The sequence below is a fragment of the Pseudoalteromonas sp. 20-92 genome (assembly GCF_030847595.1).
Taxonomy (GTDB): domain Bacteria; phylum Pseudomonadota; class Gammaproteobacteria; order Enterobacterales; family Alteromonadaceae; genus Pseudoalteromonas; species Pseudoalteromonas fuliginea.
The window spans coordinates 37,101-60,493 of the sequence record NZ_JANJGQ010000022.1 but is presented as its reverse complement, the minus strand read 5'-3'; the positions used below and the strand labels follow the sequence as shown (position 1 = coordinate 60,493).

The 23,393-nt window shown below is 39.6% G+C and carries 22 protein-coding genes and 10 tRNA genes; 10 read left to right on the top strand and 22 right to left on the bottom strand.

The annotated features are described in order from the left end of the window. The first annotated feature begins 79 nt into the window (after positions 1-79). Positions 80-1,453 (top strand): MATE family efflux transporter, encoded by a 1,374-nt coding sequence (locus NRL14_RS16495; protein WP_306725152.1) that lies wholly within the window; start codon positions 80-82, stop codon positions 1,451-1,453. Between the two features lie 65 nt (positions 1,454-1,518). Here NRL14_RS16495 and NRL14_RS16490 read toward each other — a convergent pair whose 3' ends face one another. Beyond that, positions 1,519-1,830 carry a hypothetical protein gene (locus tag NRL14_RS16490; protein ID WP_007378267.1) on the bottom strand — a complete coding sequence of 104 codons (312 nt, stop codon included), beginning with the start codon at positions 1,828-1,830 and terminating at the stop codon, positions 1,519-1,521. Positions 1,831-2,137: 307 nt separating this feature from the next. Here NRL14_RS16490 and NRL14_RS16485 point away from each other — a divergent pair, with 307 nt between their 5' ends. From NRL14_RS16485 to NRL14_RS16465, 5 genes are all read left to right on the top strand, one after another. Next, positions 2,138-3,148: an RDD family protein gene (locus NRL14_RS16485; RefSeq protein WP_306725151.1), complete on the top strand. Its 1,011-nt coding sequence runs from the start codon at positions 2,138-2,140 to the stop codon at positions 3,146-3,148. 87 nt (positions 3,149-3,235) lie between these two features. Then, positions 3,236-3,487 carry a type II toxin-antitoxin system Phd/YefM family antitoxin gene (locus tag NRL14_RS16480; protein ID WP_007378269.1) on the top strand — a complete coding sequence of 84 codons (252 nt, stop codon included), beginning with the start codon at positions 3,236-3,238 and terminating at the stop codon, positions 3,485-3,487. Further along, complete coding sequence (locus NRL14_RS16475) at positions 3,477-3,767, top strand: type II toxin-antitoxin system RelE/ParE family toxin (RefSeq protein ID WP_007378270.1); 291 nt, start codon at positions 3,477-3,479, stop codon at positions 3,765-3,767. The genes NRL14_RS16480 and NRL14_RS16475 overlap by 11 nt, the downstream gene beginning before the upstream one ends. A gap of 89 nt (positions 3,768-3,856) precedes the next feature. Continuing rightward, entirely contained in the window at positions 3,857-4,735 is an 879-nt protein-coding gene (locus NRL14_RS16470) for an alpha/beta hydrolase (RefSeq protein WP_306725150.1), read from the top strand. A 22-nt stretch (positions 4,736-4,757) separates the two neighbouring features. Then, on the top strand, positions 4,758-5,525 hold the full coding sequence (locus NRL14_RS16465; RefSeq protein WP_165734813.1) for a hypothetical protein: 768 nt from the start codon (positions 4,758-4,760) through the stop codon (positions 5,523-5,525). Between the two features lie 88 nt (positions 5,526-5,613). Here the strand turns inward: NRL14_RS16465 and lnt are convergent, their stop codons facing one another. From lnt to miaB, 5 genes are read right to left on the bottom strand one after another with little or no spacing between them, the layout of a single operon-like run. Beyond that, complete coding sequence (gene lnt / locus NRL14_RS16460; RefSeq protein ID WP_306725149.1) at positions 5,614-7,164, bottom strand: apolipoprotein N-acyltransferase; 1,551 nt, start codon at positions 7,162-7,164, stop codon at positions 5,614-5,616. After that, positions 7,145-8,029, bottom strand: a complete 885-nt coding sequence (corC, locus tag NRL14_RS16455) for a CNNM family magnesium/cobalt transport protein CorC (protein WP_002958541.1) — start codon at positions 8,027-8,029, stop codon at positions 7,145-7,147. Before corC ends, lnt begins: the two co-directional genes overlap by 20 nt. Before the next feature lie 22 nt (positions 8,030-8,051). Further along, entirely contained in the window at positions 8,052-8,510 is a 459-nt protein-coding gene (ybeY, locus tag NRL14_RS16450; protein WP_002958542.1) for an rRNA maturation RNase YbeY, read from the bottom strand. 4 nt (positions 8,511-8,514) lie between these two features. After that, a complete protein-coding gene (locus tag NRL14_RS16445; protein ID WP_096792757.1) occupies positions 8,515-9,573 on the bottom strand; it encodes a PhoH family protein in 1,059 nt (352 codons plus the stop codon). Between the two features lie 50 nt (positions 9,574-9,623). Further along, positions 9,624-11,072 (bottom strand): tRNA (N6-isopentenyl adenosine(37)-C2)-methylthiotransferase MiaB, encoded by a 1,449-nt coding sequence (gene miaB, locus NRL14_RS16440; RefSeq protein ID WP_033040983.1) that lies wholly within the window; start codon positions 11,070-11,072, stop codon positions 9,624-9,626. 244 nt (positions 11,073-11,316) lie between these two features. Between miaB and NRL14_RS16435 the strand changes: the two genes are divergently transcribed. Further along, on the top strand, positions 11,317-12,498 hold the full coding sequence (locus NRL14_RS16435) for an FAD-dependent monooxygenase (RefSeq protein ID WP_306725148.1): 1,182 nt from the start codon (positions 11,317-11,319) through the stop codon (positions 12,496-12,498). A gap of 194 nt (positions 12,499-12,692) precedes the next feature. After that, entirely contained in the window at positions 12,693-14,282 is a 1,590-nt protein-coding gene (locus NRL14_RS16430) for a bifunctional diguanylate cyclase/phosphodiesterase (RefSeq protein ID WP_306725147.1), read from the top strand. Positions 14,283-14,287: 5 nt separating this feature from the next. Here NRL14_RS16430 and NRL14_RS16425 read toward each other — a convergent pair. The 16 genes from NRL14_RS16425 to lolB form a co-directional block, all read right to left on the bottom strand. Then, positions 14,288-14,362: transfer RNA gene (locus NRL14_RS16425), tRNA-Gln, on the bottom strand. Positions 14,363-14,401: 39 nt separating this feature from the next. Continuing rightward, a tRNA-Leu gene (locus NRL14_RS16420) sits at positions 14,402-14,486 on the bottom strand. Between the two features lie 71 nt (positions 14,487-14,557). Beyond that, positions 14,558-14,632 (bottom strand) — tRNA-Gln (locus NRL14_RS16415). Between the two features lie 40 nt (positions 14,633-14,672). Further along, positions 14,673-14,757, bottom strand: a tRNA-Leu gene (locus NRL14_RS16410). 71 nt (positions 14,758-14,828) lie between these two features. Beyond that, positions 14,829-14,903 (bottom strand) — tRNA-Gln (locus NRL14_RS16405). 39 nt (positions 14,904-14,942) lie between these two features. Beyond that, positions 14,943-15,027 (bottom strand) — tRNA-Leu (locus NRL14_RS16400). A gap of 89 nt (positions 15,028-15,116) precedes the next feature. Continuing rightward, positions 15,117-15,193: transfer RNA gene (locus tag NRL14_RS16395), tRNA-Met, on the bottom strand. A 5-nt stretch (positions 15,194-15,198) separates the two neighbouring features. After that, a tRNA-Gln gene (locus tag NRL14_RS16390) sits at positions 15,199-15,273 on the bottom strand. A 39-nt stretch (positions 15,274-15,312) separates the two neighbouring features. Further along, positions 15,313-15,397, bottom strand: a tRNA-Leu gene (locus tag NRL14_RS16385). A 47-nt stretch (positions 15,398-15,444) separates the two neighbouring features. Beyond that, a tRNA-Met gene (locus NRL14_RS16380) sits at positions 15,445-15,521 on the bottom strand. Positions 15,522-15,967: 446 nt separating this feature from the next. Then, positions 15,968-17,059 carry a redox-regulated ATPase YchF gene (gene ychF, locus NRL14_RS16375; RefSeq protein ID WP_007378123.1) on the bottom strand — a complete coding sequence of 364 codons (1,092 nt, stop codon included), beginning with the start codon at positions 17,057-17,059 and terminating at the stop codon, positions 15,968-15,970. A 53-nt stretch (positions 17,060-17,112) separates the two neighbouring features. Then, positions 17,113-17,697, bottom strand: coding sequence for an aminoacyl-tRNA hydrolase (pth, locus tag NRL14_RS16370; RefSeq protein WP_002958548.1), 585 nt, complete (start codon positions 17,695-17,697; stop codon positions 17,113-17,115). A 19-nt stretch (positions 17,698-17,716) separates the two neighbouring features. Then, the gene (locus NRL14_RS16365; RefSeq protein WP_033029113.1) at positions 17,717-18,328 is read right to left on the bottom strand and encodes a 50S ribosomal protein L25/general stress protein Ctc; all 612 of its coding nucleotides are present in this window, start codon (positions 18,326-18,328) and stop codon (positions 17,717-17,719) included. A 148-nt stretch (positions 18,329-18,476) separates the two neighbouring features. Continuing rightward, positions 18,477-19,424 carry a ribose-phosphate pyrophosphokinase gene (locus NRL14_RS16360; protein WP_007378121.1) on the bottom strand — a complete coding sequence of 316 codons (948 nt, stop codon included), beginning with the start codon at positions 19,422-19,424 and terminating at the stop codon, positions 18,477-18,479. An 88-nt stretch (positions 19,425-19,512) separates the two neighbouring features. Continuing rightward, a complete protein-coding gene (gene ispE / locus NRL14_RS16355; RefSeq protein ID WP_306725146.1) occupies positions 19,513-20,370 on the bottom strand; it encodes a 4-(cytidine 5'-diphospho)-2-C-methyl-D-erythritol kinase in 858 nt (285 codons plus the stop codon). 2 nt (positions 20,371-20,372) lie between these two features. Continuing rightward, positions 20,373-20,960 (bottom strand): lipoprotein insertase outer membrane protein LolB, encoded by a 588-nt coding sequence (lolB, locus tag NRL14_RS16350; protein ID WP_149613573.1) that lies wholly within the window; start codon positions 20,958-20,960, stop codon positions 20,373-20,375. An 83-nt stretch (positions 20,961-21,043) separates the two neighbouring features. On the opposite strand from lolB, the gene hemA reads away from it, so the two are divergent. Then, positions 21,044-22,300: a glutamyl-tRNA reductase gene (gene hemA, locus NRL14_RS16345; RefSeq protein WP_007378118.1), complete on the top strand. Its 1,257-nt coding sequence runs from the start codon at positions 21,044-21,046 to the stop codon at positions 22,298-22,300. 7 nt (positions 22,301-22,307) lie between these two features. Continuing rightward, the gene (gene prfA, locus NRL14_RS16340) at positions 22,308-23,393 is read left to right on the top strand and encodes a peptide chain release factor 1 (protein WP_306725145.1); all 1,086 of its coding nucleotides are present in this window, start codon (positions 22,308-22,310) and stop codon (positions 23,391-23,393) included.

The following is a 23,393-nucleotide window of genomic DNA, read 5'->3' as shown; positions in this document are numbered from 1 at the left end:
TTCCATAACTATTAAAAGTATGCTTAATTGCACGCAACTTGTTATGATAACTATTCTTATTAATAGTTAAGATAATAATATGCATGATCTAACTCGTGGCTCGATACCCAAGCATTTAATCAAAATGGCTATTCCTATGATGATAGGAATGATAATTCAAACATTGTATTTTTTAGTTGATTTATATTTTGTAGGTAATTTAGGTGGAAATGCTTTAGCAGGACTCAGCTTAGCGGGTAATGCAATGTTTTTAATTTTTGCACTTACGCAAATTCTTAATGTGGGAACAACCGCGTTGATTTCTCATGCAGCGGGTCGAAAAGATGCCAAAGATGCAAATGCAGTGTTTAACCAAAGTATGATGCTGGCTAGCTTAATGGCCTTGGTTGTCATGTTTTTAGGTTATTTAGGGTCTGATACATACTTAACTAGCATTTCAACAGACCTTGCAACAATTGAAGCGGGACAACGTTATTTGCATTGGTTTTTGCCGGGTATGGCATTGCAGTTTCCTTTAGTTGCAGTTAGTGCTGCGTTAAGAGGAGCCGGTATTGTTAAGCCAACTATGTTGATTCAAACCTTGTCTATTATCGTCAATATTATTTTATCTCCTATTTTAATTATAGGTTGGGGAACTGACTTTCCAATGGGTATAGCCGGAGCTGGGTTGGCAAGTACTATTTCGGTAGTTGTTGCGGTAGTAATGCTATGCGTATACTTTGTTAAGGCTGAAAAGTTCGTTACCTTTAAAGTCAGTTTATGGCGCGTAGATAGCGCTATTATAAAGCGCTTATTAGGGATTGGATTACCCGCAGGAGGTGAATTCTTTTTAATGTTTGCATATATGGGGTTAATTTATTGGTTAATTCAACATTTTGGACCTGAAGCCCAAGCTGGCTTTGGTTTAGGTTCTCGCATCATGCAGTCATTGTTTTTACCTGCAATGGCAATTGCGTTTGCTGCACCAGCCGTCGCGGGTCAAAATTTTGGTGCAAAGCAATTTGACCGTGTCCGAGAAACCTTTTTTTGGTCAGCCCTAATGACCTGTAGTTTAATGGCAGTGTTAAGCGTAGTTTGCTTTTTTATTCCAGAATTACTAGTGCAAGGGTTCACTGATGATCAAAATGTTATTTTAGTTGCAGCTACATTTTTACAAATTATTTGTATTAACTTTATTCCTACGGGCATAGTGTTTACGTGTTCGGGGCTATTTCAGTCTCTCGGTAACACACTCCCTTCACTTTATAGTACTACACTGCGGATTATTTTATTTGTTTTACCAGCTCTTTTATTAAGCCAAATGGATGGCTTTAATTTAACGCAATTGTGGTATTTATCGGCAAGCACAGTTGTTGTTCAGGCAGTTATTAGTTTTGTGTTATTACGCAGAGAGTTTAGGTATCGCTTACCTAAAAGTGAGCCTATTGATGAGCGCTTAGTAATTTTAAAGTAAATAAATTTATGTAATATAAAAAAGGAGCTGTATGAAATCATAAAGCTCCTTTTTAGTTTATTTATTTACTTTATTGAAGCTATAAATTCTTCATCAGCGTATAGATTCGTAAGCAATTTTTGAACTAATTCTACATAACTTCGCTGCCCGTTTGGTATTGCAATTGCTCCGAGAAAAGAAGAGTCGAAAGTGTGTTCGGCAGATATTACCTTATCAAATAAAGTAATATCGCCATCTGATACAGTAAATTTAACTTTTATAAACGCACTGCCTTCAGAGAAACCTGTTACATCAATGTCTTGCTCAATTACTTTTCCCGAGACTTGCTTTGTTGCAACGCCAGACCATAGTTTTGCTAGTTTTAATTCTTGTATCAAAGCGCTCTCAATATATTCACCATAGCTTTTGCCTACTGATGAAACAAGAGGTGAGCCTCGAAGCGATATCTTATTTAATTTTTCAGATTCAATTTTAAGGATGAAAGAAATTCGAGCATTAATATATGTTCAAGAGGTACATTCGTAAATGATGTTAACCTAATGTTTGTAATTTGAGGCTTATATTTCCTTTTATCCAATTAGCCGAGACGATACTTTTAGTAAACTGGGGTAAAAGTTAATGTTGAGCAAAAAATAAAAAACGCGTAAGTTAACCGGGTTACCTATTTTAATAACAAGAAAATAAATGAAAGCCAAAGAGATAGAACAATTAGAATTATCAAATTCTGAAACCAGAGAAGTGATTACCCCCTACGCCTTTAAAATTGACAGTGCTTTACTGGGCTTGCCTTTAGCTACGCCAATCCGGCGTGCACTAGCTATTATTATTGATGTTGCACTGATATTTTTAGCAGCCAAGCTTAGCGCTGCTTTAATAGCGTTTGTTGCTGCAATGGCTTTTTATAAAGGTACGGCACAGCAATACCTTCCAAAAATGTCGAATGTGTGGCGAAGAATCTTAAAAATAACGGCAGCAAGTATTTTATTTGTAAGCGCACTTACTGTGCTTTCAATTGGCATTGATTACCTAGAAGACGATAACACTGATCAAGGTTTAGCTGTTCAGGGCGTAAAAATACAAGATGAAGTTCAGCTTTCCGCCACAGAAAAACAACGGGTAAATACTTATTTAGCGCAAACAGCCGATGAAAGCTGTGAGCAACCTTGCCAACAAAACGCGTTTGATAATTTAATTGGGCAAGTTCCCAAATTAGCAGAAATGGACGACCTACAAAGCCCACAACTTGCTACCCTACTTTTACAGCTATTAGTGGTCAGTGAAAATAACGAAATAAAGCCTGCACAGTTAATAGAAGAAAAACCTGCACAAACAACCACAAACAGTATTTTGCAGTGGAGCAAGGGCATTATTCAAGACCTAGGCTTAGGGTTTGGCTGGGCTGCTGTTTATTTTACGTTGTTCTCGCTACTTTGGCGCGGCCAAACACCGGGTAAAAAGGTTTGTAATATCCGTGTTGTCGCCCTAAGCGGCGAGCCATTAGGTTTATTAGATTGTTTTGGCCGGTACGGCGGCTACGGTGCCGGCTTTGCCACAGGCTTATTGGGTTTTCTACAGATATATTGGGATCCAAACAGACAAGCCATTCAAGATAAAATATCAGCGACAGTGGTTATTAAAGGTAACTTGAATCAAGTTGTGGATGTTGAAACAGTTATAGATGCAGTGAAAGAGTAAAAAAACTAACAAGATTATAAAAAAGAATAGCTATAAATAAAAAAAGGTCTAAAATTAGGGCTTAATTTAGTTCTTTTTTGGTGTTTTATGAGAAAAGTTTTAGCTGACTGTTCGGCAAGTATTTCAGAACTTAAAAAAAATCCAACAGCGCTTTTAAATGAAGCAGATGGTGCTGCAATAGCCATATTAAATCATAACAAGCCTGCTGCTTACTTAGTACCTGCAGCAATGTATGAGCTACTTATGGAGCAACTGGATGATTATGAACTAACTAAAGTTGTTGAGAGCCGCAGAGGCGATTTATCTCAAGCGATTGCAGTTAGTATAGATGACTTATAAGCTAAAGTTTTTACCAGCAGCCTTAAAGGAGTGGGAAAAACTTGCGCCACCACTTAAAAGCCAGTTTAAAAAGAAACTTACTGAGCGCTTAGATAATCCGCATGTGCCAGCCTCTAAATTACGCGGCTTCGATAATGTTTACAAAATAAAATTGCGTACGGCAGGGTATCGCCTAGCTTACGAAGTTATTGACAACGAGGTAGTGGTTTATGTACTGGCAATTGGTAAGCGTAATAAAGATGCAATATATAAAAAGTTAACGTCACGAATTAAGGAATAGCTTGGCTGCTTAGCAATAAAAGCAGTGTTTTGATTGTTGAAAGAAGGCCAGACGTTCCTTCTTGGTTTGTTATTAATACAAGGATATGTATGAAAGTCTTATCAATAATATTTTTATATTTATTTTTTACAGTAAATGTAAATGTAAATGCCTCAGAGTCTATTATTTTAGCCAAAACCTATCAGCTAAAATCTAGTATTTTAAATGAACAGCGTAATTATAGTGTTTATTTACCGCTAAGCTACAGTAAAAACCCGAATCAAGTATATCCTGTTATTTACCTGCTTGATGGTGACCCAACACATTTAAAAGCTGTCGCCGGGCTAGTAGAGGCACTTAGTACAGAACGGCTAGAGCAGCAAATACAACAAGCAATTATAGTCGCTATTCCTAATAGTAAAAATGCAATAAGAGAGCGCGACTTTACCCCTACCAATGTCGATTGGACATTTAACGGTAAGCTACTCGAAAAATTTGAAAACATTGGCAATGCCGCAAACTACACCGCTTTTTTTGAAAAAGAACTTATTCCCTTCATTAATAAAAATTACCGTACATCAAATAAGCGGGTATTAATTGGGGAATCTTTCGGTGGCTTGTTCGCAAGCTATGTTTTACTTACCAATCACTCTTTATTTACTGATTACTTAATTATTGATGCAACCTACCTTTGGGATAATAATTATCTCAATCGTTATTTTGACGAGCAACAGCTTATAAATAAGCAGCTTAAAGGCAATGTATATTTTACTTTTGCTAATAATGCAGCTTTTGGTGAAATTGGAGAGGCTAATTATAAATGGGGCTTAGAGCTTGCTAAAAAACTAAAAGCGCACCCGAGTAACAGTTTATATATAAATCAACGTTACTTTGAAGAAGAAACTCATGGCACGGTGGCAGCGCTTAGTTGGTACTATGGGCTTAGGGATCTTCTATACGAAGTAGAGTTAGCCTTGGTACGTAATTAAAAAAAGCAAAGGGAGTTCATTAATGTTTAAGAAATTAGATAAATATATGGATGATTTGAAATCTCCTTACTGGGAGATTTATATCTATCTAATAGCCATTACCTTTTTGATGGCAGGGACTATAACAATATTTTTTGGTGATCAGGGATTAGGGCAAAAATTTGCAAATTTTGGTAGCTTTCTAGGTGGGATTATAGCTCTAATTGCGCTTCTCTATACTAGGCATGAATACTTGAGGCTAAGAGGTTTAAATGAAAGGATAGGTATGATTACAAATACTTTACCTAGACTTAAGGGTTTTTTGAGTGGTAATTTTGTAATGATTGCTTCAAATTATCATACGGTAACATGTGGTTTTAAATGTAACAAAACCGGTATTGACTCTGATTACCTTGAAGAGTTTGAGCGAGAAGATATAGATATAGAAAACCAAATGCTTATAGAAGAGTTGGGTAGTATTTGGAGAGAATATAAGGTTCAACATATAAAAATATTGGAAGCAGGGGCTGATTTAACCTCTAGTTATCTAGATATTCATGAGCAAATAAAAGTATTAATTGAATCATTAGATGATGTACTTTTCTTTATTGCAAAGAGCTTAAAGCATTATAACTATAGTAGTCGTGAATCAAAGTTGCTCGAAATTAGGCTAACCAAAAATTTATATTTCCAAAAATATATCCAGAATAAATTTAATACATTGGGTGAGCTTAATATTGATGAATATGAGCAATCGAAATCTGAACTTCAAGGGCTATTAGATAAAGCTATAGCTACACTAAAGTTATAAGCTTTTGTATATTCATGAAGGTGAAATACTAGCGTCAGGTATATTTCGTTTTAAAAACTGATAGCTACCTACTGAAAGCTATCAGTCCTTACTCCCTCAACCTAACCCCAAATCCAACAACCCCCATCAACAACACAAATCCCCATACAAACACATTGCCGTATTGGCTGTACACGCTGTCGCCTTTTATGAGCTTAATGTTAGCTTTCAATATGGTAGCTTCAAACTGTGGCATGGTTTGTTGTGCGTGGCTTATAGGGTCGTATACGGCGCTTACACCATTGTTGGTAACGCGCACTAGAGGGCGCTGTAGTTCGAGCGCCCGCATGCGGGCTATTTGCATATGTTGCAAAGGCCCAATGGAGTCGCCAAACCAGGCATCGTTACTTACTGTAAAGAGTAGGTCTGAATCACTTTTGTAATTACCGCGTACTAAGTCGGCAAAAACAATTTCGTAGCAAATAGCGGGGAGTAAGTTATAGCCATTGGCGCGCAAGTTGTTTTGCACTTTGTCGCCACGGGTAAACGATGACATAGGCAAATCGAATAATGGGGCAATAGGGCGCAAAAAGTCTTGAAACGGTACAAACTCGCCAATAGGTAACAGCTGGTGTTTTTGATAGCGGTTTTTATCAAGGTAATGATAATGCCCGTGCTCGTCGGCGCGCTCTTTATTACCGACAACAATTAAGGTGTTAAAGATATTTTTGGTATCACGCTGGTAATCAACAATACCGGTTACAAGAGCGGTTTGATTAAACGAGGCGGCGCCGTCTAAATTGGCTAGGTAGGAATCAGCAAGCATTTCTATTTCAGGCACTGCGGCTTCTGGCCATACTATTAAATCGGCATCCCAATGTGGACGAGTCATGTCTTGGTATTTGCTCATTGTGGTCCAAAACTCACTTGGCTCAAAGCGCAGGTGTTGCTGTATGTTCCCTTGTACGAGCAATACTGACATGTTTTTATCAGTGTAATGAATACTGCCGGTGGTGCTTGCGCCTGCAAAAATAAGCGCAACAGCTGTCGCAGTAACCGCCGGGGTTTTAAAATCCTTTTGGGTAAGTCTATACAGTGCAAAGCCAATAGCGACACAAGTAAGTGTTAAGCCAAACTCGCCAATATAAGGGGCAAGCAACCTTAAAGGTCCATCGGTTTGTGTGTAGCCAAAACTTAACCACGGGAAACCGGTAAGTACGGTGTCACGTAAATACTCACTAATTGCAAAGCTGGCAATTAGTAATGCGCCAAAGCTTTTAGGGCCTGTGGCAAAGCGAGTAGTTGCCCAAAAGGCAAGTGCGGGAAATAACGCTAAGTATGAACACAGTAAGGCCATTAACGAGAGCGACGCAATAAGCGGCATGCCGCCAAATGTGGCAATAGAGACATGTACCCAGCTTATACCTGCACCAAACCAGCCCAGGCCAAATATAAAGCCATATTTAGCAGCGGTTTTTGCGTGTGCTTTACCGGTATTATTTGGGTTGATGCAAAAAATTATGGCTGCAAGGCTAATAAATACGATGGGCCAAATTTCAAAGGGGGCATAGCCAAAAGTTAAAACAAGGCCCGCAACGAGTGCGAGCCATGCTTTTTTATCTTTTGCTAATACGGTAAGCCTAGTTAGCAGTTTCTTCACTGTCGTTATCATCAGCCTTAGGAACGGTGACTTGCAGTTGCAAAATACGACGATTGTCGGCGTTGGTTACTTTAAATTGGTAACCTTCTATGTCAATCGTTTCACCACGGCTTGGCATGTGGCCAAATGCGTGCAGTACAGTTCCGCCAATAGTGTCGGCTTCGTCTGTGCTGTAACCTGTTTTAAAGTGCTCGTTAAAGTCATCTACAGGTGTGAGTGCTTGCACTACGTGAACATGTTTAGCAAGTTGACGAATATCTTGATGTTCTTCTTCTTCGTCGTGCTCATCTTCGATTTCGCCAACAATTATTTCAAGAATATCTTCAATCGTTACTAAGCCCGATACGCCGCCATATTCGTCAATAACAACGGCCATATGGTAGCGCTGCTGACGGAATTCATTTAGCAATGTATCAACACGTTTGCTTTCTGGCACTACCATAGCTGGGCGTAAATAATCGCGTATTGATGGTAAGTGCTCGTCTTTATTTAAGATAAGCGGTAGCAAATCTTTAGCGAGTAAAAAACCTTCTACATGGTCTTTGTCTTCAATCACCACTGGAAAACGTGAGTGAGTTGAATCGACCATCATTGGAATTAGCTCTTCAAGCGGGCTGTCGATCTCAAGAGTGATCATTTGTGAGCGCGGAACCATTATGTCTCTCACTTTAAGCTCAGACACGCCAAGCACACCTTCTATCATCTCTTTTGTTTCAGGATCGATTACGTCTCGTTCTTGCGCATCGGCAATAACTTCGACCAGCTCTTCTCTATTCTGGGGTTCCCCTTGCAACATTTGGGCTATTCTGCCCAACCACGTTTTGCCAGAAGAACCCTGGCTAGATTGCGAGTTACCGTCGCTCATTGCGTCTAATTGCTCCGTTAATTTAAATATCGTCCCGGTATGGGTCTGCTATGTTTAGCTCTGCAAGTAATTGCTTTTCGATGCTTTCCATCTCTAAAGCATCGTCACTCTTTATATGGTCAAATCCAAGCAAATGCAAGCATCCGTGAATAACCATGTGGGCAAAGTGGTCATGAAATGACTTCTCTTGCTCAATTGCTTCAGCTAATACGATGGCTGGGCAAATAATTAAATCACCAACTAAGGGAATATCTATTCCTGGTGGTGCTTCAAATTCGAACGACAGTACGTTGGTCGGTTTATTTTTACCGCGATAGTCGTTATTAAGTTGTTGCGATTGCGCTTCGTCGCTAATAACGATGCTGAGTTCTGACTCGTCACGGTATTGGCTAAGGGCTTTGTCGGCCCATAGTGCAAATTGTTCTTCGCTTGGGAGGTTGTCAAACTCACAGGCTATTTGTAAATCAAGTTCGGTTGTCAAAGTATTACTCTTTAGTAGTAGGCTGTTGAAGAGCTGCAAGTGCGTCTTTTGCATTTTGCTTTTCAATGCGCTTTAGTCGCTCGCTTTCGTCGTTACGCTCGTAGGCTTCAACTATACGAGCTACAACAGGGTGGCGTACTACGTCTTGGGCTTTAAAGTAGTTAAAGCTAATTTCGTTTACGCCATCAAGTACTTCCATTGCATGGCGAAGACCTGAACGTGTACCACGAGGTAAATCAACCTGTGTTATATCGCCAGTAATAACCGCTTTTGAGTTAAACCCTATACGGGTTAAAAACATTTTCATTTGCTCGGCGGTGGTATTTTGGCTTTCATCTAAAATAATAAAGGCATCGTTTAAAGTACGTCCGCGCATATAAGCAAGCGGGGCAACTTCAATGATATTTTTTTCGATGAGTTTTTCTACTTTTTCAAAACCTAGCATTTCAAAAAGAGCGTCGTAAAGAGGGCGCAGGTATGGGTCTATTTTTTGACTTAAATCACCGGGTAAAAAGCCAAGCTTTTCGCCCGCTTCTACAGCAGGACGCGTTAATAATATGCGGCGTATTTCTTGGCGCTCAAGGGCGTCAACGGCGGCAGCAACTGCAAGGTAGGTTTTACCAGTACCAGCAGGGCCAATACCAAAGGTAATGTCGTGGTTTAAAATATTAGCCACATAAACACCTTGGTTGTCGTTACGTGGTTTAATAACACCACGGCGGGTTTTAATCACCATTTCTTTGCCGTAAGCGCTGCTTGATGCATCTTGCTCTAGGGCTTTTGATTCGGTAATCGCTAAATGAACGGCATCGGGTTCTATTTCGCCTAAAACACCACGCACTGGTTGAGTATCAACATAAAGGTTTTTTAAGATTTCTACAGCGCCGGCGCAGTTGTGTAGTTTACCGGTTACTTTAAAAAAGTTGTCACGGTGAATTATTTCAACAGCCAGGTGGCGTTCAATTTGTTTGATGTTTTCGTCAAACGGGCCACATAAAGAAGAAAGGCGTTTGTTATCGGCAGGTTCTAAATAAATCTCTAACGTTTTTAACTGATTACTCAAAATTGCTTCCTATCGTACTGCGCCAGCGTTAACTGGCGCTAATTGTGTGACTAAGGAACGAAAGTAGCTACGCCAATTTCGTTAACAGTGTCTGGTTTTGGCTCTGCAGCTGCAGCTTTAGTTAAAATAGCTGAAGGAGCGACTTCACGTCGTAAGTTCATTTCTGATTCTGTACGAATTAAGTCACCACGTAAAGAGTTAGGCAGTGCTTCGGTAATACGTACATCAACAAACTGTCCGATCACTGTGTGCGGGCCAACAAAGTTTACTACACGGTTGTTTTCGGTACGGCCACGTAATTCCATTGGGTTCTTCTTAGAAGGACCTTCAACAAGGATACGTTGCTCTGTATCGAACATTTGACGGCTAATTTGCTGCGCCATTTGTGTAATACGGTTTTGTAGTAAGTATAAGCGTTCTTTTTTCTCTTGCTCTGTTACGTCATCTGGCAAATCTGCCGCTGGCGTACCTGGGCGCGCACTGTAAATAAAGCTAAAGCTCATATCAAAACCAATGTCGCTAATAAGCTTCATGGTTGCTTCAAAGTCTTCTTTACTTTCGCCTGGAAAACCAATAATGAAATCTGACGACATGCTTAGGTTAGGGCGAATTTTACGTAACTTACGAATTGTCGATTTGTATTCAATTGCCGTATGGCCACGTTTCATCAGGTTTAATATACGGTCTGAACCACTTTGTACTGGTAGGTGTAAGTGATCTACAAGCTCTGGTACATCGGCGTAAACCTCAATGATGTCTGGGGTAAATTCTACTGGGTGCGATGTGGTGTAACGAATACGGTCAATACCATCAATAGCTGCAATAAGACGAATTAAATCAGAGAAGTAACAAATTTCACCATCGTGCGTGTCGCCGCGGTATGCGTTTACGTTTTGACCTAAAAGATTTACTTCACGTACGCCTTGCTCTGCAAGTTGTGCAACTTCAAGTAATACGTCATCGACTGGGCGACTAACTTCTTCGCCGCGAGTATAAGGTACAACACAAAAAGTACAGTATTTAGAACAGCCTTCCATAATTGATACAAATGCAGATGGGCCATCAGCTTTTGGCTCTGGCAGGCGGTCAAATTTTTCAATCTCTGGGAATGAAATATCAACAACCGATGAGCCTTTGTCGCCTTGCACTTGTTTAATCATTTCTGGTAAACGATGTAGTGTTTGCGGACCAAAAATAACATCTACAAATGGCGCACGTTGGCGAATAGAATCACCTTCTTGTGAGGCAACACACCCACCTACACCAATTATTAAATCTGGCTTGTCGTCTTTTAATAACTTCCAGCGACCTAATTGGTGAAATACTTTTTCTTGTGCTTTTTCACGAATTGAACAGGTGTTGAGTAAGATTACGTCGGCATCTGTTGCATCTTCAGTTAGCTGGTAGCCGTTAGTGGCATCTAAAAGTTCAGCCATTTTCTGAGAGTCGTATTCGTTCATCTGACAACCCCAGGTTTTAATATGCAGCTTTTTGCTCATTGAAATATAGCCTCGTGTTCAATTCGATAGTGGCACAAAAATGTGCTTGAAACAGGATTAAGGAGCAAGCATGCTCACTTAAAGGACGCGTATTTTAGCTGGATACCCGCCCAGATCCAAGTATAGTTTTCATGTTTGTGATCTCAAATCAATACGAGGCCAGTTTAATGTGCTGTTAGGGATATCCTCTGGTATAAAACAAATTAATTTTGATACAATCAAAACAGACTCAAGTAATAATAAAATGATGAAAAACATGACTAAAAATAATGTGATAGTGGTTGGTGGGGGCATGGTTGGCGCGGCTATGGCGATAAAGCTTGCTCAGCAAGGCTTTGGCGTACGAATAATCGAAAAACACCTAATAGACCCATCACAGCTTCTTAGTAGTGATAAGGTGGATATTAGAGTGTCGGCTATTAATCGTTTTTCAGAAAATTTGCTTGATGAATTAGGTGCCATGCCGCTTTTAAGACAAAACCGCATAGCGCCTTATCAACAATTAGAGGCTTTTGAGCGCGGTGGTGACAATTTGTTATTTGATTGCGCCGATATAAACACCACGCATTTAGGTCATTTGATTGAAAATAATTTAATTCAAGCCTGTTTGTGGCAGCAATTTGCACAATACAATATTGAAGTTATTGAGCAAGCCACACCGATTACTAAAATAGAGCAAACCAGTGATTTAATTACGCTTGAGTATGGAGCTCAAACCTATACCGCTGATTTAGTAATTGCAGCCGATGGTGGGCAGTCGCAATTGCGTGATAAGGCGAATATTGGTATTACGGGGTGGCAGTACCAGCAGCATTGCATGGGGGTGTTAATTAAACTCGATGCGCCGCAACAAATTAAAACCTGGCAGCAGTTTACGCCAAGTGGGCCACTCGCATTTTTGCCAATGCAGGCACCGTACGCTAATTTAATTTGGTATGACGATGCAAATACACTGCAAGCATTTAAAGGGCTAAGCCCAACTCAGTTAAAAACGCACATACTTAATAAATTTCCAGAGCTTGCTGGAGACTTTGAAGTACAAACCCATGCGATATTTCCGCTTACTCGCCAACATGCTAACAACTATTCGCAAGGGCGTTTGGTTTTAGTGGGCGACGCTGCACATACAATTAATCCGCTTGCAGGGCAGGGTGTAAATTTAGGTTTTCAGGACGTAGTGGCACTTGCTGAGGTTTTAGACAATGCAGGAGATATAGGGTGCCCGTTAATGCTTAAAGAATATGAGCGAGCTCGCCGTAAGGCTAATTTGTTAATGATGAGCATGATGGATGCCTGTTACTTTGGCTTTTCTAACCAAGTAGCGCCGCTTAAATGGGCACGTAGCCAGTTTTTAAAAATGGCTAATAATACAGGGCCAATAAAAAACTGGGTGTTAAAATATGCCATTAGCGGAGAGCTAAGTTAGTTTCTAAAAAGATTACCCCCCTAATAAAGCGATTAACAATGCTGTTAATCGCGCCCTTAAAAGTTATAACCTCTTCATAAAACAACAATCATATTTGGTAAGTGGGCTACCCTGAGCTTTTTAATGTATTTTATTTCGTTATTAGATTTATTAGCCATACTAAATGTATAACAAATTGCATTTAAAGAGTGTCTGTGGATAAGCCATTTATTTTTATGATTATAGTAGGGATATTACTGTTAACTGTAAGTATCAAACCAACAATACAAGTATGCAAAAAAACGAATCGGTTTGCATGGAGCTTATTGCTTATTTTAATTGTGCTGTTTATTTTTGGCTACTGTTGGGTACTTTATTATTTTGCTTTTTATGGTGGTGAACCGTTTGTAACAACTAGTGTTTCATTTATTTTAGTTGGTGGCGGCACATTTGTGTATTTAGTTGTTAGGTTAAGCCTCAAAAGTATCTTAGAGCTAGAGCGATCAGCTCAACACCAACAATTTCTAGCTGAACACGATAGTTTAACTAACCTACCTAAACGTAAAAAATTCTTTAATGTACTCAATGAGAACATAGAATATAACCAACCTTTCATTTTGTTTTTAATAGATTTAAATAACTTTAAACGTGTAAACGATACTTATGGAAATAATTTTGGGGATTTGTTGTTGTGTGCATTTTCCAAAACATTAAGCCAACACTTATCCGAGATTGCTAAGTTATATAGAATTGGGGGAGATGAATTTGCATTGCTTTTAAACTCAGCCACTCAGGATAAGTATGATTTATGTATTCAATTAATAAATAAGTCAGTACAAAAACCTTTTTTAATTTATGAACAAACTATACGCGTTAAGCTAAGAATTGGAGTGAGCTATTACCCCAAACATAGTATGCAAACTAACGAACTATTCAAACAGGCTGATTTAGCGCTGCATGAAGCAAAAAAGACACAGCAACAGATTGTTATTTATTTTAAGGATTTGAGCATTAGGGCGGATAATTTATTTGATATGTCCTTACTTATAAAGCAAGCATTGAAAAATGAAGAGTTTGAGCTTTATTTACAACCAATATTTTCTTCTAACCTTAATGAAATGCATGGAGCTGAAGCATTAATACGCTGGCCACAAAGTGATGGTTCATTTATTAGCCCTGAGGTGTTTATTAAAACAGCTGAGCAAATGGGGTTAATTTTAAATATTTCCAAGTGGGTGGTGTTAGAAACTATAAATCATTTAAAATCGTTAAAAGCTTTGGGGTTTATCGGGGCTATTCACGTAAATTTATCAACAAGGGATTTAGAGAGCCAAGATTTTTATGAGCTTATTGAGCAATTAATCAGTGTCGATCCGACGTTGAGTGACTCAATAATTTTTGAAATCACAGAGGGTGCTATGATGACAAATATAGAAGCCGCTCGCACTATGATGTACAAGCTTAACGACCGCGGCTTTGAGTTTAGTGTAGATGATTTTGGGACTGGATTTTCTTCGTTATCATTACTAAGAGAGTTACCAATCAACCAAATAAAAATAGACCGGTCATTTATTAAAGATATGCTAACACAACCCGCTGACTATGCGATTGTAGAATCAACGTTATTTTTAGCTAGCAGACTTAATTGTAAAGTAGTGGCAGAGGGCATTGAAAATAAAGCGCTTAGAAATACACTCACAGCAATGAAATGTGATTATTTACAAGGGTATTATTATAGCAAACCTATTAAAATTAATGATTTTATACTGAAGTACTTAAATGAAGAAATAGGTGGGGTAGTTTAACAAATTGGCTGGGATACCAGGATTTGAACCTGGGAATGCCAGGATCAAAACCTGGTGCCTTACCGCTTGGCGATATCCCAACTATAAATTTGCATTAGTTTTAGTTCTTAATAAGAACATGGTGCGGAAGGAGAGACTTGAACTCTCACAACCTAAGTTACTGGAACCTAAATCCAGCGCGTCTACCAATTCCGCCACTCCCGCATCACTAATTTGCTCATTTAAACTCTAAGCGAGAGCTATTCTTTTATCCAACTTTCCTTGGTAGAAGAAGTTGGCTGGGATACCAGGATTTGAACCTGGGAATGCCAGGATCAAAACCTGGTGCCTTACCGCTTGGCGATATCCCAACAAAGAATTATTTGATAGGTTTAGTTCGTATCAAGAACATGGTGCGGAAGGAGAGACTTGAACTCTCACAACCTAAGTTACTGGAACCTAAATCCAGCGCGTCTACCAATTCCGCCACTCCCGCATCAACAATTTGCTCATTTAAACTCTAAGCAGAGCTATTCTTTATGTCCAACTTTCCTTTGTAGAAGAAGTTGGCTGGGATACCAGGATTTGAACCTGGGAATGCCAGGATCAAAACCTGGTGCCTTACCGCTTGGCGATATCCCAACAAAGAATTAATTGATAATTTTATTTCTTATCAAGAAATGGTGCGGAAAGAGAGACTTGAACTCTCACAACCGAAGTTACTGGAACCTAAATCCAGCGCGTCTACCAATTCCGCCACTCCCGCATCGTTTGTGTAATAAAACACAGGTAGTTATTTTAAACTCTTCATTGAGTGCAATTTAACTCTTGCAGAGCCACTTCTAAAATAAGAAATGGTGGCTAAGACGGGATTTGAACCTGTGACCCCATCATTATGAGTGATGTGCTCTAACCAGCTGAGCTACTTAGCCATTGTTGGCTGGGATACCAGGATTTGAACCTGGGAATGCCAGGATCAAAACCTGGTGCCTTACCGCTTGGCGATATCCCAACAATAACAATTGATAGTTTTAATTCTTATCAAGAATTATGGTGCGGAAGGAGAGACTTGAACTCTCACATCCTAAGATACTGGAACCTAAATCCAGCGCGTCTACCAATTCCGCCACTCCCGCACACAAGGTAGTTATTTTAAACTCTTCATTGAGCAACAAAAAAATAATGGTGGCTAAGACGGGATTTGAACCTGTGACCCCATCATTATGAGTGATGTGCTCTAACCAGCTGAGCTACTTAGCCATCTTTTTTTGTTAGCACTTCATCGCTGAGTGCGGGGCGTATTATGCTGATATGACCCAAATTCGTCAACACCTTTTTTGCAAAAAAACACTTAACAGTGTTTGTTTGCAGGAAAATTAAGCTAAGCGGCTAACTTTTAATAAAAATGATGATTTTTTGACTACAATTCACATACAAAATTTACAGTTAAATAAAAAAGAGCAAAAGCCTGCAATTTAAAACTGTTTGATAATTAAACAAATTGTTAGGGACTTAACATTAACTTGTCGATGAGGTATTTTTTATTGAGGTTAAATCTTCGCCGCTGTGTATTTTTTAGATTAAACGCTGACTTTTAGCTTGTGATTACATCAATTTTATAAGTTTATAAAGCTGAGGGTACAAAAAAGGCTCGTAAAAACGAGCCTTTAAAAATTATTACCAATCTAAATTGGTTTAATTTGTACTTATACGTTGAACAAGAAGTTCATTACATCGCCATCTTTAACAATGTACTCTTTACCTTCTTGACGCATCTTGCCTGCTTCTTTTGCGCCACTCTCACCTTTAAAGGCAACAAAGTCGTCAAAAGCAATAGTTTGCGCACGAATAAAGCCACGCTCGAAGTCAGTATGGATTTTACCCGCTGCTTGTGGCGCTGTCGCACCTACAGGGATTGTCCATGCACGCACTTCTTTTACGCCAGCTGTGAAATAAGTTTGTAACTGTAGTAATTCATAACCACCACGAATAACAAGGTTAAGACCTGGCTCTTCTAGACCAAGATCAGCCATAAACTCAAGCTTGTCTTCGTCATCTAGCTCTGAAAGTTCAGACTCGATAGCGGCACATACAGGAACAACAATCGCATCTTCAGCTGCAGCAATAGCGCGTACACGATCAAGGTATGGGTTATTTTCAAAACCATCTTCAGCAACGTTTGCAATATACATTGTTGGTTTAATCGTTAAGAAGTTAATAGAGCTGATTGCTGCTTTTTCTTCTTTAGTAAGTGCTAGACCACGTAAAGTTAAGCCTTCATCAAGATGTACTTTTACTTTTTCAAGGACAGCATTTTGCTCTTTAGCGTCTTTATCGCCACCTTTTGCTTTTTTTGCATTACGGAAAAGGGCTTTTTCAGCGCTATCCATATCAGCAAGTACTAACTCAGTGTTGATTACGTCAATATCGTCAGCAGGGTCAATAGTACCTGCTACGTGGATGATGTTTTCATCTTCAAAACAGCGAACTACGTGGCCAATTGCATCGGTTTCACGAATATTAGCTAAAAACTGGTTACCAAGGCCTTCACCTTTAGATGCGCCTTTTACTAATCCTGCAATGTCTACAAATTCCATACTAGTGGTAAGAATTCGTTGAGGATTAACAATTTTAGCAAGTTCGTCTAGACGAGGATCTGGCACAGGTACCACACCTGTATTAGGCTCAATGGTACAAAAAGGAAAGTTAGCGGCTTCAATACCCGCTTTAGTTAGTGCATTGAAAAGCGTTGATTTACCAACGTTAGGCAAGCCAACGATGCCACATTTAAAACCCATAGTAAGATACCTTGTTTAGAATTCGTTTAAACGGTGTACTTGGACCCAAGTTACTAGGGTTTAAACGAATGTAGTCTGTTTTGTGCTTTTAACACACCATCTTTTGCAAGTATTTCCATGCAACGAACTGCTTCATCAACAGCAGCATCCATTTTTTCTTGGTCTTCTTTGGCCGCTTTTCCAAGCACCCAACCAGTTACCATTTCACGATGCCCCGGATGACCTACACCAATGCGCAAGCGCATAAAGTCTTTTTGATTTGCCATTTTTGCAATAATGTCTTTTAAACCATTATGACCGCCATGCCCGCCGCCTTTTTTTAATTTGGCAACGCCTGGGTCTAAATCCAATTCGTCATGGGCAACTAAAATGTCCTCGACAGGGATTTTGAAAAAATTAGCTAAACTACTGACCGCTTTACCACTTAAATTCATGTAAGTAGTGGGGATCAATAATTTGAATTCTTGGCCTTGAATTATCACTTTACCTGTAAGGCCGTGATACTTAGGATCGTGTTTTAGAGTGCAGTTATAGCGTGCAGCGATTTGCTCGATAAACCAAGCACCTGCATTGTGGCGTGTGTTTGCGTATTCGGGGCCTGGATTAGCCAGGCCCACAAGCATTTGAATAGAATTCAAGGTTGCGAGACCTTAAAAATTATTCTGCTGCTGCAGCGTCGTCTTCAACTGGAGCTGCTTTGTTTGCTTTGATAGTCAGGATAGACTGATCATGGCCTTCGCCTTTACCTAAATCTACAGAGCTAACGCCTTTAGGGAAAGTAAGGTCAGAAATATGAACAGAATCGCCAACAACAAACTTAGAAACATCTACTTCAATGAATTCTGGAAGTGCTTTTGGAAGACACGTAATTTCAACTTCAGTTAACTGGTGAACAACAGTTGCGCCAGCTTTAGTTACAATCTCTTCACCGATGAAGTGTAGAGGAACTTTAGTTTGAAATTTATGAGTAGCATCTACACGTTGGAAATCAAGGTGAGTAAGCTTAGGCTTGAATGGGTGACGTTGGATATCTTTTAAGATTACTTCAACAGCTTCGCCATCTACGTTAAGCGTAAGGATATGCGTGTAAAAGCCTTCGTCTTCTTGTGCTTTGATCATATCTTTATGAGCAAAAGTAAGTGATAAAGCTTCTTTATCAGCTCCGTAAAGGATTGCTGGAACTTTGTCTTCGCGACGTAGGCGGCGGCTCGCACCAGTACCAGTTTCTACGCGAAGTTCAGCGTTATAAGTGTAAGTTTTGTTAGACATGATGTCTCCAATAATTAAATGTGTAGGGCCTTTGCGACCAAGGACCCCAGCCAAAAGGCGCGCTATCATACCACCACACGATTTTAAAATATACATCGCTTACAAAAAAAGCGCCTAAAGGCGCTTTTATATTCAGAAATGTTTGATTTTAGTGCTCGAACATCGCTGAAATAGATTCCTCGTTACTAATACGACGAATAGTTTCCGCTAACATATCTGCAAGCGTTAATACCTTAATTTTATCAAGGGCTTTAAGTTCCTCAGATAATGGAATTGAGTCAGTTACAATAACTTCATCAATTACTGAGTCACGTAAATTTTCTGCTGCTTTACCTGAAAGAATCGGGTGGGTAGCATAAGCAAATACACGCTTTGCACCATGTTCTTTAAGTGCTTCAGCTGCTTTACATAAGGTACCACCGGTATCAATCATATCATCGACGATAATACAATCACGGCCTTCAACGTCACCAATAATATGCATTACTTGAGAAACGTTTGCTTGTGGGCGGCGTTTATCAATAATAGCTAAATCAGTATCATTTAGTAATTTTGCAATAGCGCGAGCTCGTACAACACCACCAATATCTGGAGATACAATCACAACATCATCAAAATGACGCTCTTTCATATCTTCAAGTAATACAGGGCTACCGAATACGTTATCCACTGGAACATCAAAGAAGCCTTGGATTTGCTCTGCGTGTAAATCAACCGTAAGAACACGGTCAACACCAACGCTTGATAAGAAATCTGCAACAACTTTAGCAGTAATTGGTACACGAGCAGAACGTACACGACGATCTTGACGGGCATAACCAAAATAAGGAATGACGGCAGTAATACGACCTGCAGATGCACGACGTAGTGCATCAACCATAACGATAAGTTCCATAAGGTTATCGTTTGTAGGGGCACAGGTTGATTGCAATATAAAAACATCCGAGCCACGAACATTTTCATTTATTTGAACACTGATCTCACCGTCGCTAAAACGGCCAACAACAGCATCGCCTAATTCAATATATAAACGTTTTGCAACTTTTTGAGCTAACTCAGGTGTTGCGTTACCAGCGAAGAGCTTCATGTCAGGCACGGTTGGGTTCCTCAGGCACTGAAATTTTGGACTAACGGGCAATGATAAATACCACTGCAAGTTAACTTATTATTACTTGTACGTTACTTCATTGATCGAATATGGCGGCTAACTCCGTATGAGCAGGGGAGATATTAACGCTTGAGGCGATAAATCCCTGCCAAGTATGGGGGAGATTAGCAAGTACATCTTGTGCTTGAACTTGACTCGCAAATTCTACAAAACAACATGAACCTGTTCCGGTCATCTTCGACGGAGCGTATTTTAGCAACCACTGGAGGGTCTTTTCAACCTCGGGACAGAGCTTTTTAACTAAAGGCTCACAATCGTTGGTCAAAGTATGGTGTTTCCAATCGCCTAAAATTTTTGGTGTATCGCGTTTTAAATCCGGATGCGTAAATATTGTAGCTGTACTTACATGTTGATTTGGGTGTACGACGCAGTACCATTTTTGCTCAAGTGCTACCTGGTGTAATTCTTCGCCAATCCCATGTGCTATGGCGCTTTGACCTCGAACAAATACAGGAACATCAGCCCCTAGTTGTAACCCTAAACGTGCTAATTCATCTAAACTACGATCAATTTTCCACAGTTTATTTAAGGCCAATAACGTGGTCGCAGCATCAGACGAACCACCACCAACACCGCCACCCATTGGTAAACGTTTTATTAAATTTATTTTTACACCCAGTCGTGTTTTACTCTGAGTTTTTAATAATAAAGCGGCTTTATAGATTAGATTATCGGTTAATGGTATGCCTTTAGTGTCACCTGTTATAAAAATGTCGGGTGTATCTATCAGCTCAAAAGTCAGTTCGTCACCAAAATTTAAAAAAGTAAATAACGTTTCTAACTCATGATAGCCATCTTCACGGCGGCCATTAATGTGTAAAAATAAGTTGAGTTTTGCCGGAGCAATAAGTGTAAAAGACGTCGTGTTATTCATATTTAATTAAATTGCCAATCGTAGAGTTGAATTTTGATTTTAATTTTTTGGTGTTTTAATGTTATTTTTGTTGGCAGCCAATATCCTGCACTTTGTATATAGCTGGCATACTCTATTTGCCACTTTTTACCTATGTCATCGAACCACAGTACTTGTGTGGCACGACCAAGTTCATCGACTTTTAAACTTTGCGCGTCAATTGTGCCTTTTAACCAATTTTCAGCATTATTAACAGGGAGAGTAAAACCAGTTAAACGCTTAAGAAGTTGTGCGGCATTTGTGTCGTAATACTTATCGTCATCAAATTCTAGTTCTGCGCCTTCGCTTGTTTGTTTGAGTTGCAAAATACGCGTACCAATAAATGAGGTAAGCACTAAATTGTTATTGTTTTTGGTTTGTTGCCAATTTAAATTTGCAGATTGGCGCTCATCTGGGCTTATAAAAGCCAATTTACCTTTTACATGCCAAGTTTTTTGATCTGCTAGGTGAGCTTTCCAATTTTCATAAAGTATTGTTTTAGATGTTATTTGTTGGGCGCAACCGCCTAAAAATAAAAAAAACATGAGTAAAATAAAATATTGTCGAATCAAATGTTGTTCCTTACTTTCCATATTCCGCTGATTTTTGATAAAATTGCCGCCTTTAAAGTAGGGCTCAGCAATATTTGGCACATATGACCATAATAGCACTCGGTATTAATCACAAAACCGCTTCCGTAGAATTACGTGAGAAAGTGGCTTTTTCGCCTGAGCAAATTTCAGAGGCGTTGCAACAATTAAGTGGCCACGCCGACTTTAATGAAGCTGTAATTGTTTCTACCTGTAATCGAACTGAAGTCTATTGTAGCCTTGCTCAGCAAAATTCCCAAACACTGTTGAGTTGGCTTGCCAGTTTCCATGGTTTGGATGAACTTGAACTGATTAAGAATATATATTGCTATGAAAATAACGAGGCAATAAAGCACTTAATGCGTGTTGCTTGCGGGTTAGACTCTTTAGTTTTGGGTGAACCGCAAATTTTAGGGCAAATTAAGCAAGCCTACAATAGCGCCAAAACGCATGATGCTGTAGGTGTTACATTTGATCGGTTGTTTCAAAAAACATTTTCGGTTGCTAAAGAAGTTCGTACAGAAACCAACATTGGTGCAAGCGCTGTTTCAGTGGCGTTTGCCGCCGTTAACTTGGCAAAACATATTTATGGCAAACTCGACAAAACCAATGTTTTATTAATTGGTGCAGGCGAAACAATTGAACTGGTAGCTAAACACTTATACCAAAATGAGCCGCAAAATATCACCGTTGCCAATAGAACAATTGAACGAGCGCGTAGCTTAGCTGATGAAGTGTCTGCGGATGTTATTGCATTAGCGCAACTGCCTGAACGTTTATATAAAGCGGATATCGTGATTAGTTCTACCGCCAGTACATTACCAATTATTGGTAAAGGGGTTGTTGAGCAAGCGCTTAAACAGCGACGCCATAAACCTATGCTATTTATTGATATTGCGGTTCCACGCGATATAGAAAGCCAGGTAGGAGAACTTGATGCAGCCTATTTATATTCCGTTGATGACTTACAAACCATTGTAAGCGAGAATATGGCGGCACGAGAACAAGCGGCTGAACAAGCACAAATAATTATCACTGAACGCACCAAAGAATTTGCAATGTGGATGCGCTCACTCGATTCGGTAGATTTAATTCGCCATTATCGAAATGATGTACAAACAATAAAGTCGGAATTAGTGGAAAGAGCCGTTAGTCAACTTTCTAGTGGTAAAGACGCAGAAAAAGTAATTTTAGAGTTGGCCAATAAATTAACCAATCGCTTAATGCACGCGCCTACCCGTGCAATACAAGATGCAGCGAAAAAAGGTGAAGTGGCGCAGCTAAACCAGTTGAAAAAAATGTTAGGTATTGATCAGGAATAACCGTTAAATGAAAGAGTCTGTTTATAATAAATTAGAAACCTTAGTAGAGCGTTACGAAGAAGTACAAGCGCTGCTAAGCGACCCGTCGGTCATTAGTGATCAAAATCGTTTTCGTGGGCTTTCAAAAGAATACTCCGAGCTTGAAGAGATTGTAAAAACGTTTTTAACTTATAAAAAAACGCAAGACAATTTAGCCAGTGCAGAAGAGATGCTTAAAGATTCTGACCCTGAAATGCGTGAAATGGCGCAAGAAGAATATAAAGAAGCTAAAGCACAAATTTTGGTAATTGAAGATCAAATTCAAGTATTAATGTTGCCAAAAGATCCGCGAGATAACAATAACGTGTTTGTTGAAGTACGCGCTGGAACAGGCGGTGATGAAGCGGCTATTTTTGCTGGCGATTTATTCCGTATGTACAGCCGCTATGCAGAAACTAAAAAATGGAAAGTAGAAGTTGTGAGCACCAATGAAGGTGAGCACGGTGGTTACAAAGAAGTGATTGCGAATATCAGTGGCGAAGGCGTCTACGGTCAATTAAAGTTTGAGTCAGGTGTACACCGTGTACAACGTGTGCCAGAAACTGAATCACAAGGGCGAGTGCATACCTCTGCGTGTACTGTTGCGGTAATGGCGGAAGTACCAGAGGCCGAAGCGATACAAATTAATACCGCAGATTTAAAAGTTGATACATTTCGTGCATCAGGCGCAGGTGGTCAGCACGTTAACAAAACCGATTCTGCTATTCGACTTACACATATACCTACCGGTGTTGTGGTTGAGTGTCAGGATCAGCGTTCGCAGCATAAAAACCGCGCTAAAGCGATGTCAGTACTTGCAGCACGTTTGCAACAAGCTGAAGATGAAAAGCGCCATGCGGCAGAAGCATCTGAACGTCGTGACTTAGTTGGTAGTGGCGATCGTTCTGAACGTATCCGTACTTATAACTACCCGCAAGGTCGTATTACCGATCACCGCATTAACTTAACACTTTATCGTTTAAACGAAGTGGTAGCGGGTGATTTAAGCTGCGTTATTGACCCATTAATGCAAGAGTATCAAGCTGACTTATTAGCGGCTATGGGCGACGAGTAA

Coding starts and splice junctions, on each gene's coding strand:
- miaB (WP_033040983.1), bottom strand. CDS start 11,072: ATGAGCAAAAAGCTGCATATTAAAACCTGGGGTTGTCAGATGAACGAA.
- ispE (WP_306725146.1), bottom strand. CDS start 20,370: ATGAATAACACGACGTCTTTTACACTTATTGCTCCGGCAAAACTCAAC.
- NRL14_RS16365 (WP_033029113.1), bottom strand. CDS start 18,328: ATGTCTAACAAAACTTACACTTATAACGCTGAACTTCGCGTAGAAACT.
- NRL14_RS16435 (WP_306725148.1), top strand. CDS start 11,317: ATGATGAAAAACATGACTAAAAATAATGTGATAGTGGTTGGTGGGGGC.
- NRL14_RS16475 (WP_007378270.1), top strand. CDS start 3,477: ATGACTTATAAGCTAAAGTTTTTACCAGCAGCCTTAAAGGAGTGGGAA.
- NRL14_RS16470 (WP_306725150.1), top strand. CDS start 3,857: ATGAAAGTCTTATCAATAATATTTTTATATTTATTTTTTACAGTAAAT.
- ychF (WP_007378123.1), bottom strand. CDS start 17,059: ATGGGTTTTAAATGTGGCATCGTTGGCTTGCCTAACGTTGGTAAATCA.
- NRL14_RS16485 (WP_306725151.1), top strand. CDS start 2,138: ATGAAAGCCAAAGAGATAGAACAATTAGAATTATCAAATTCTGAAACC.
- NRL14_RS16465 (WP_165734813.1), top strand. CDS start 4,758: ATGTTTAAGAAATTAGATAAATATATGGATGATTTGAAATCTCCTTAC.
- prfA (WP_306725145.1), top strand. CDS start 22,308: ATGAAAGAGTCTGTTTATAATAAATTAGAAACCTTAGTAGAGCGTTAC.
- NRL14_RS16495 (WP_306725152.1), top strand. CDS start 80: ATGCATGATCTAACTCGTGGCTCGATACCCAAGCATTTAATCAAAATG.
- corC (WP_002958541.1), bottom strand. CDS start 8,029: ATGAGCGACGGTAACTCGCAATCTAGCCAGGGTTCTTCTGGCAAAACG.
- hemA (WP_007378118.1), top strand. CDS start 21,044: ATGACCATAATAGCACTCGGTATTAATCACAAAACCGCTTCCGTAGAA.
- NRL14_RS16480 (WP_007378269.1), top strand. CDS start 3,236: ATGAGAAAAGTTTTAGCTGACTGTTCGGCAAGTATTTCAGAACTTAAA.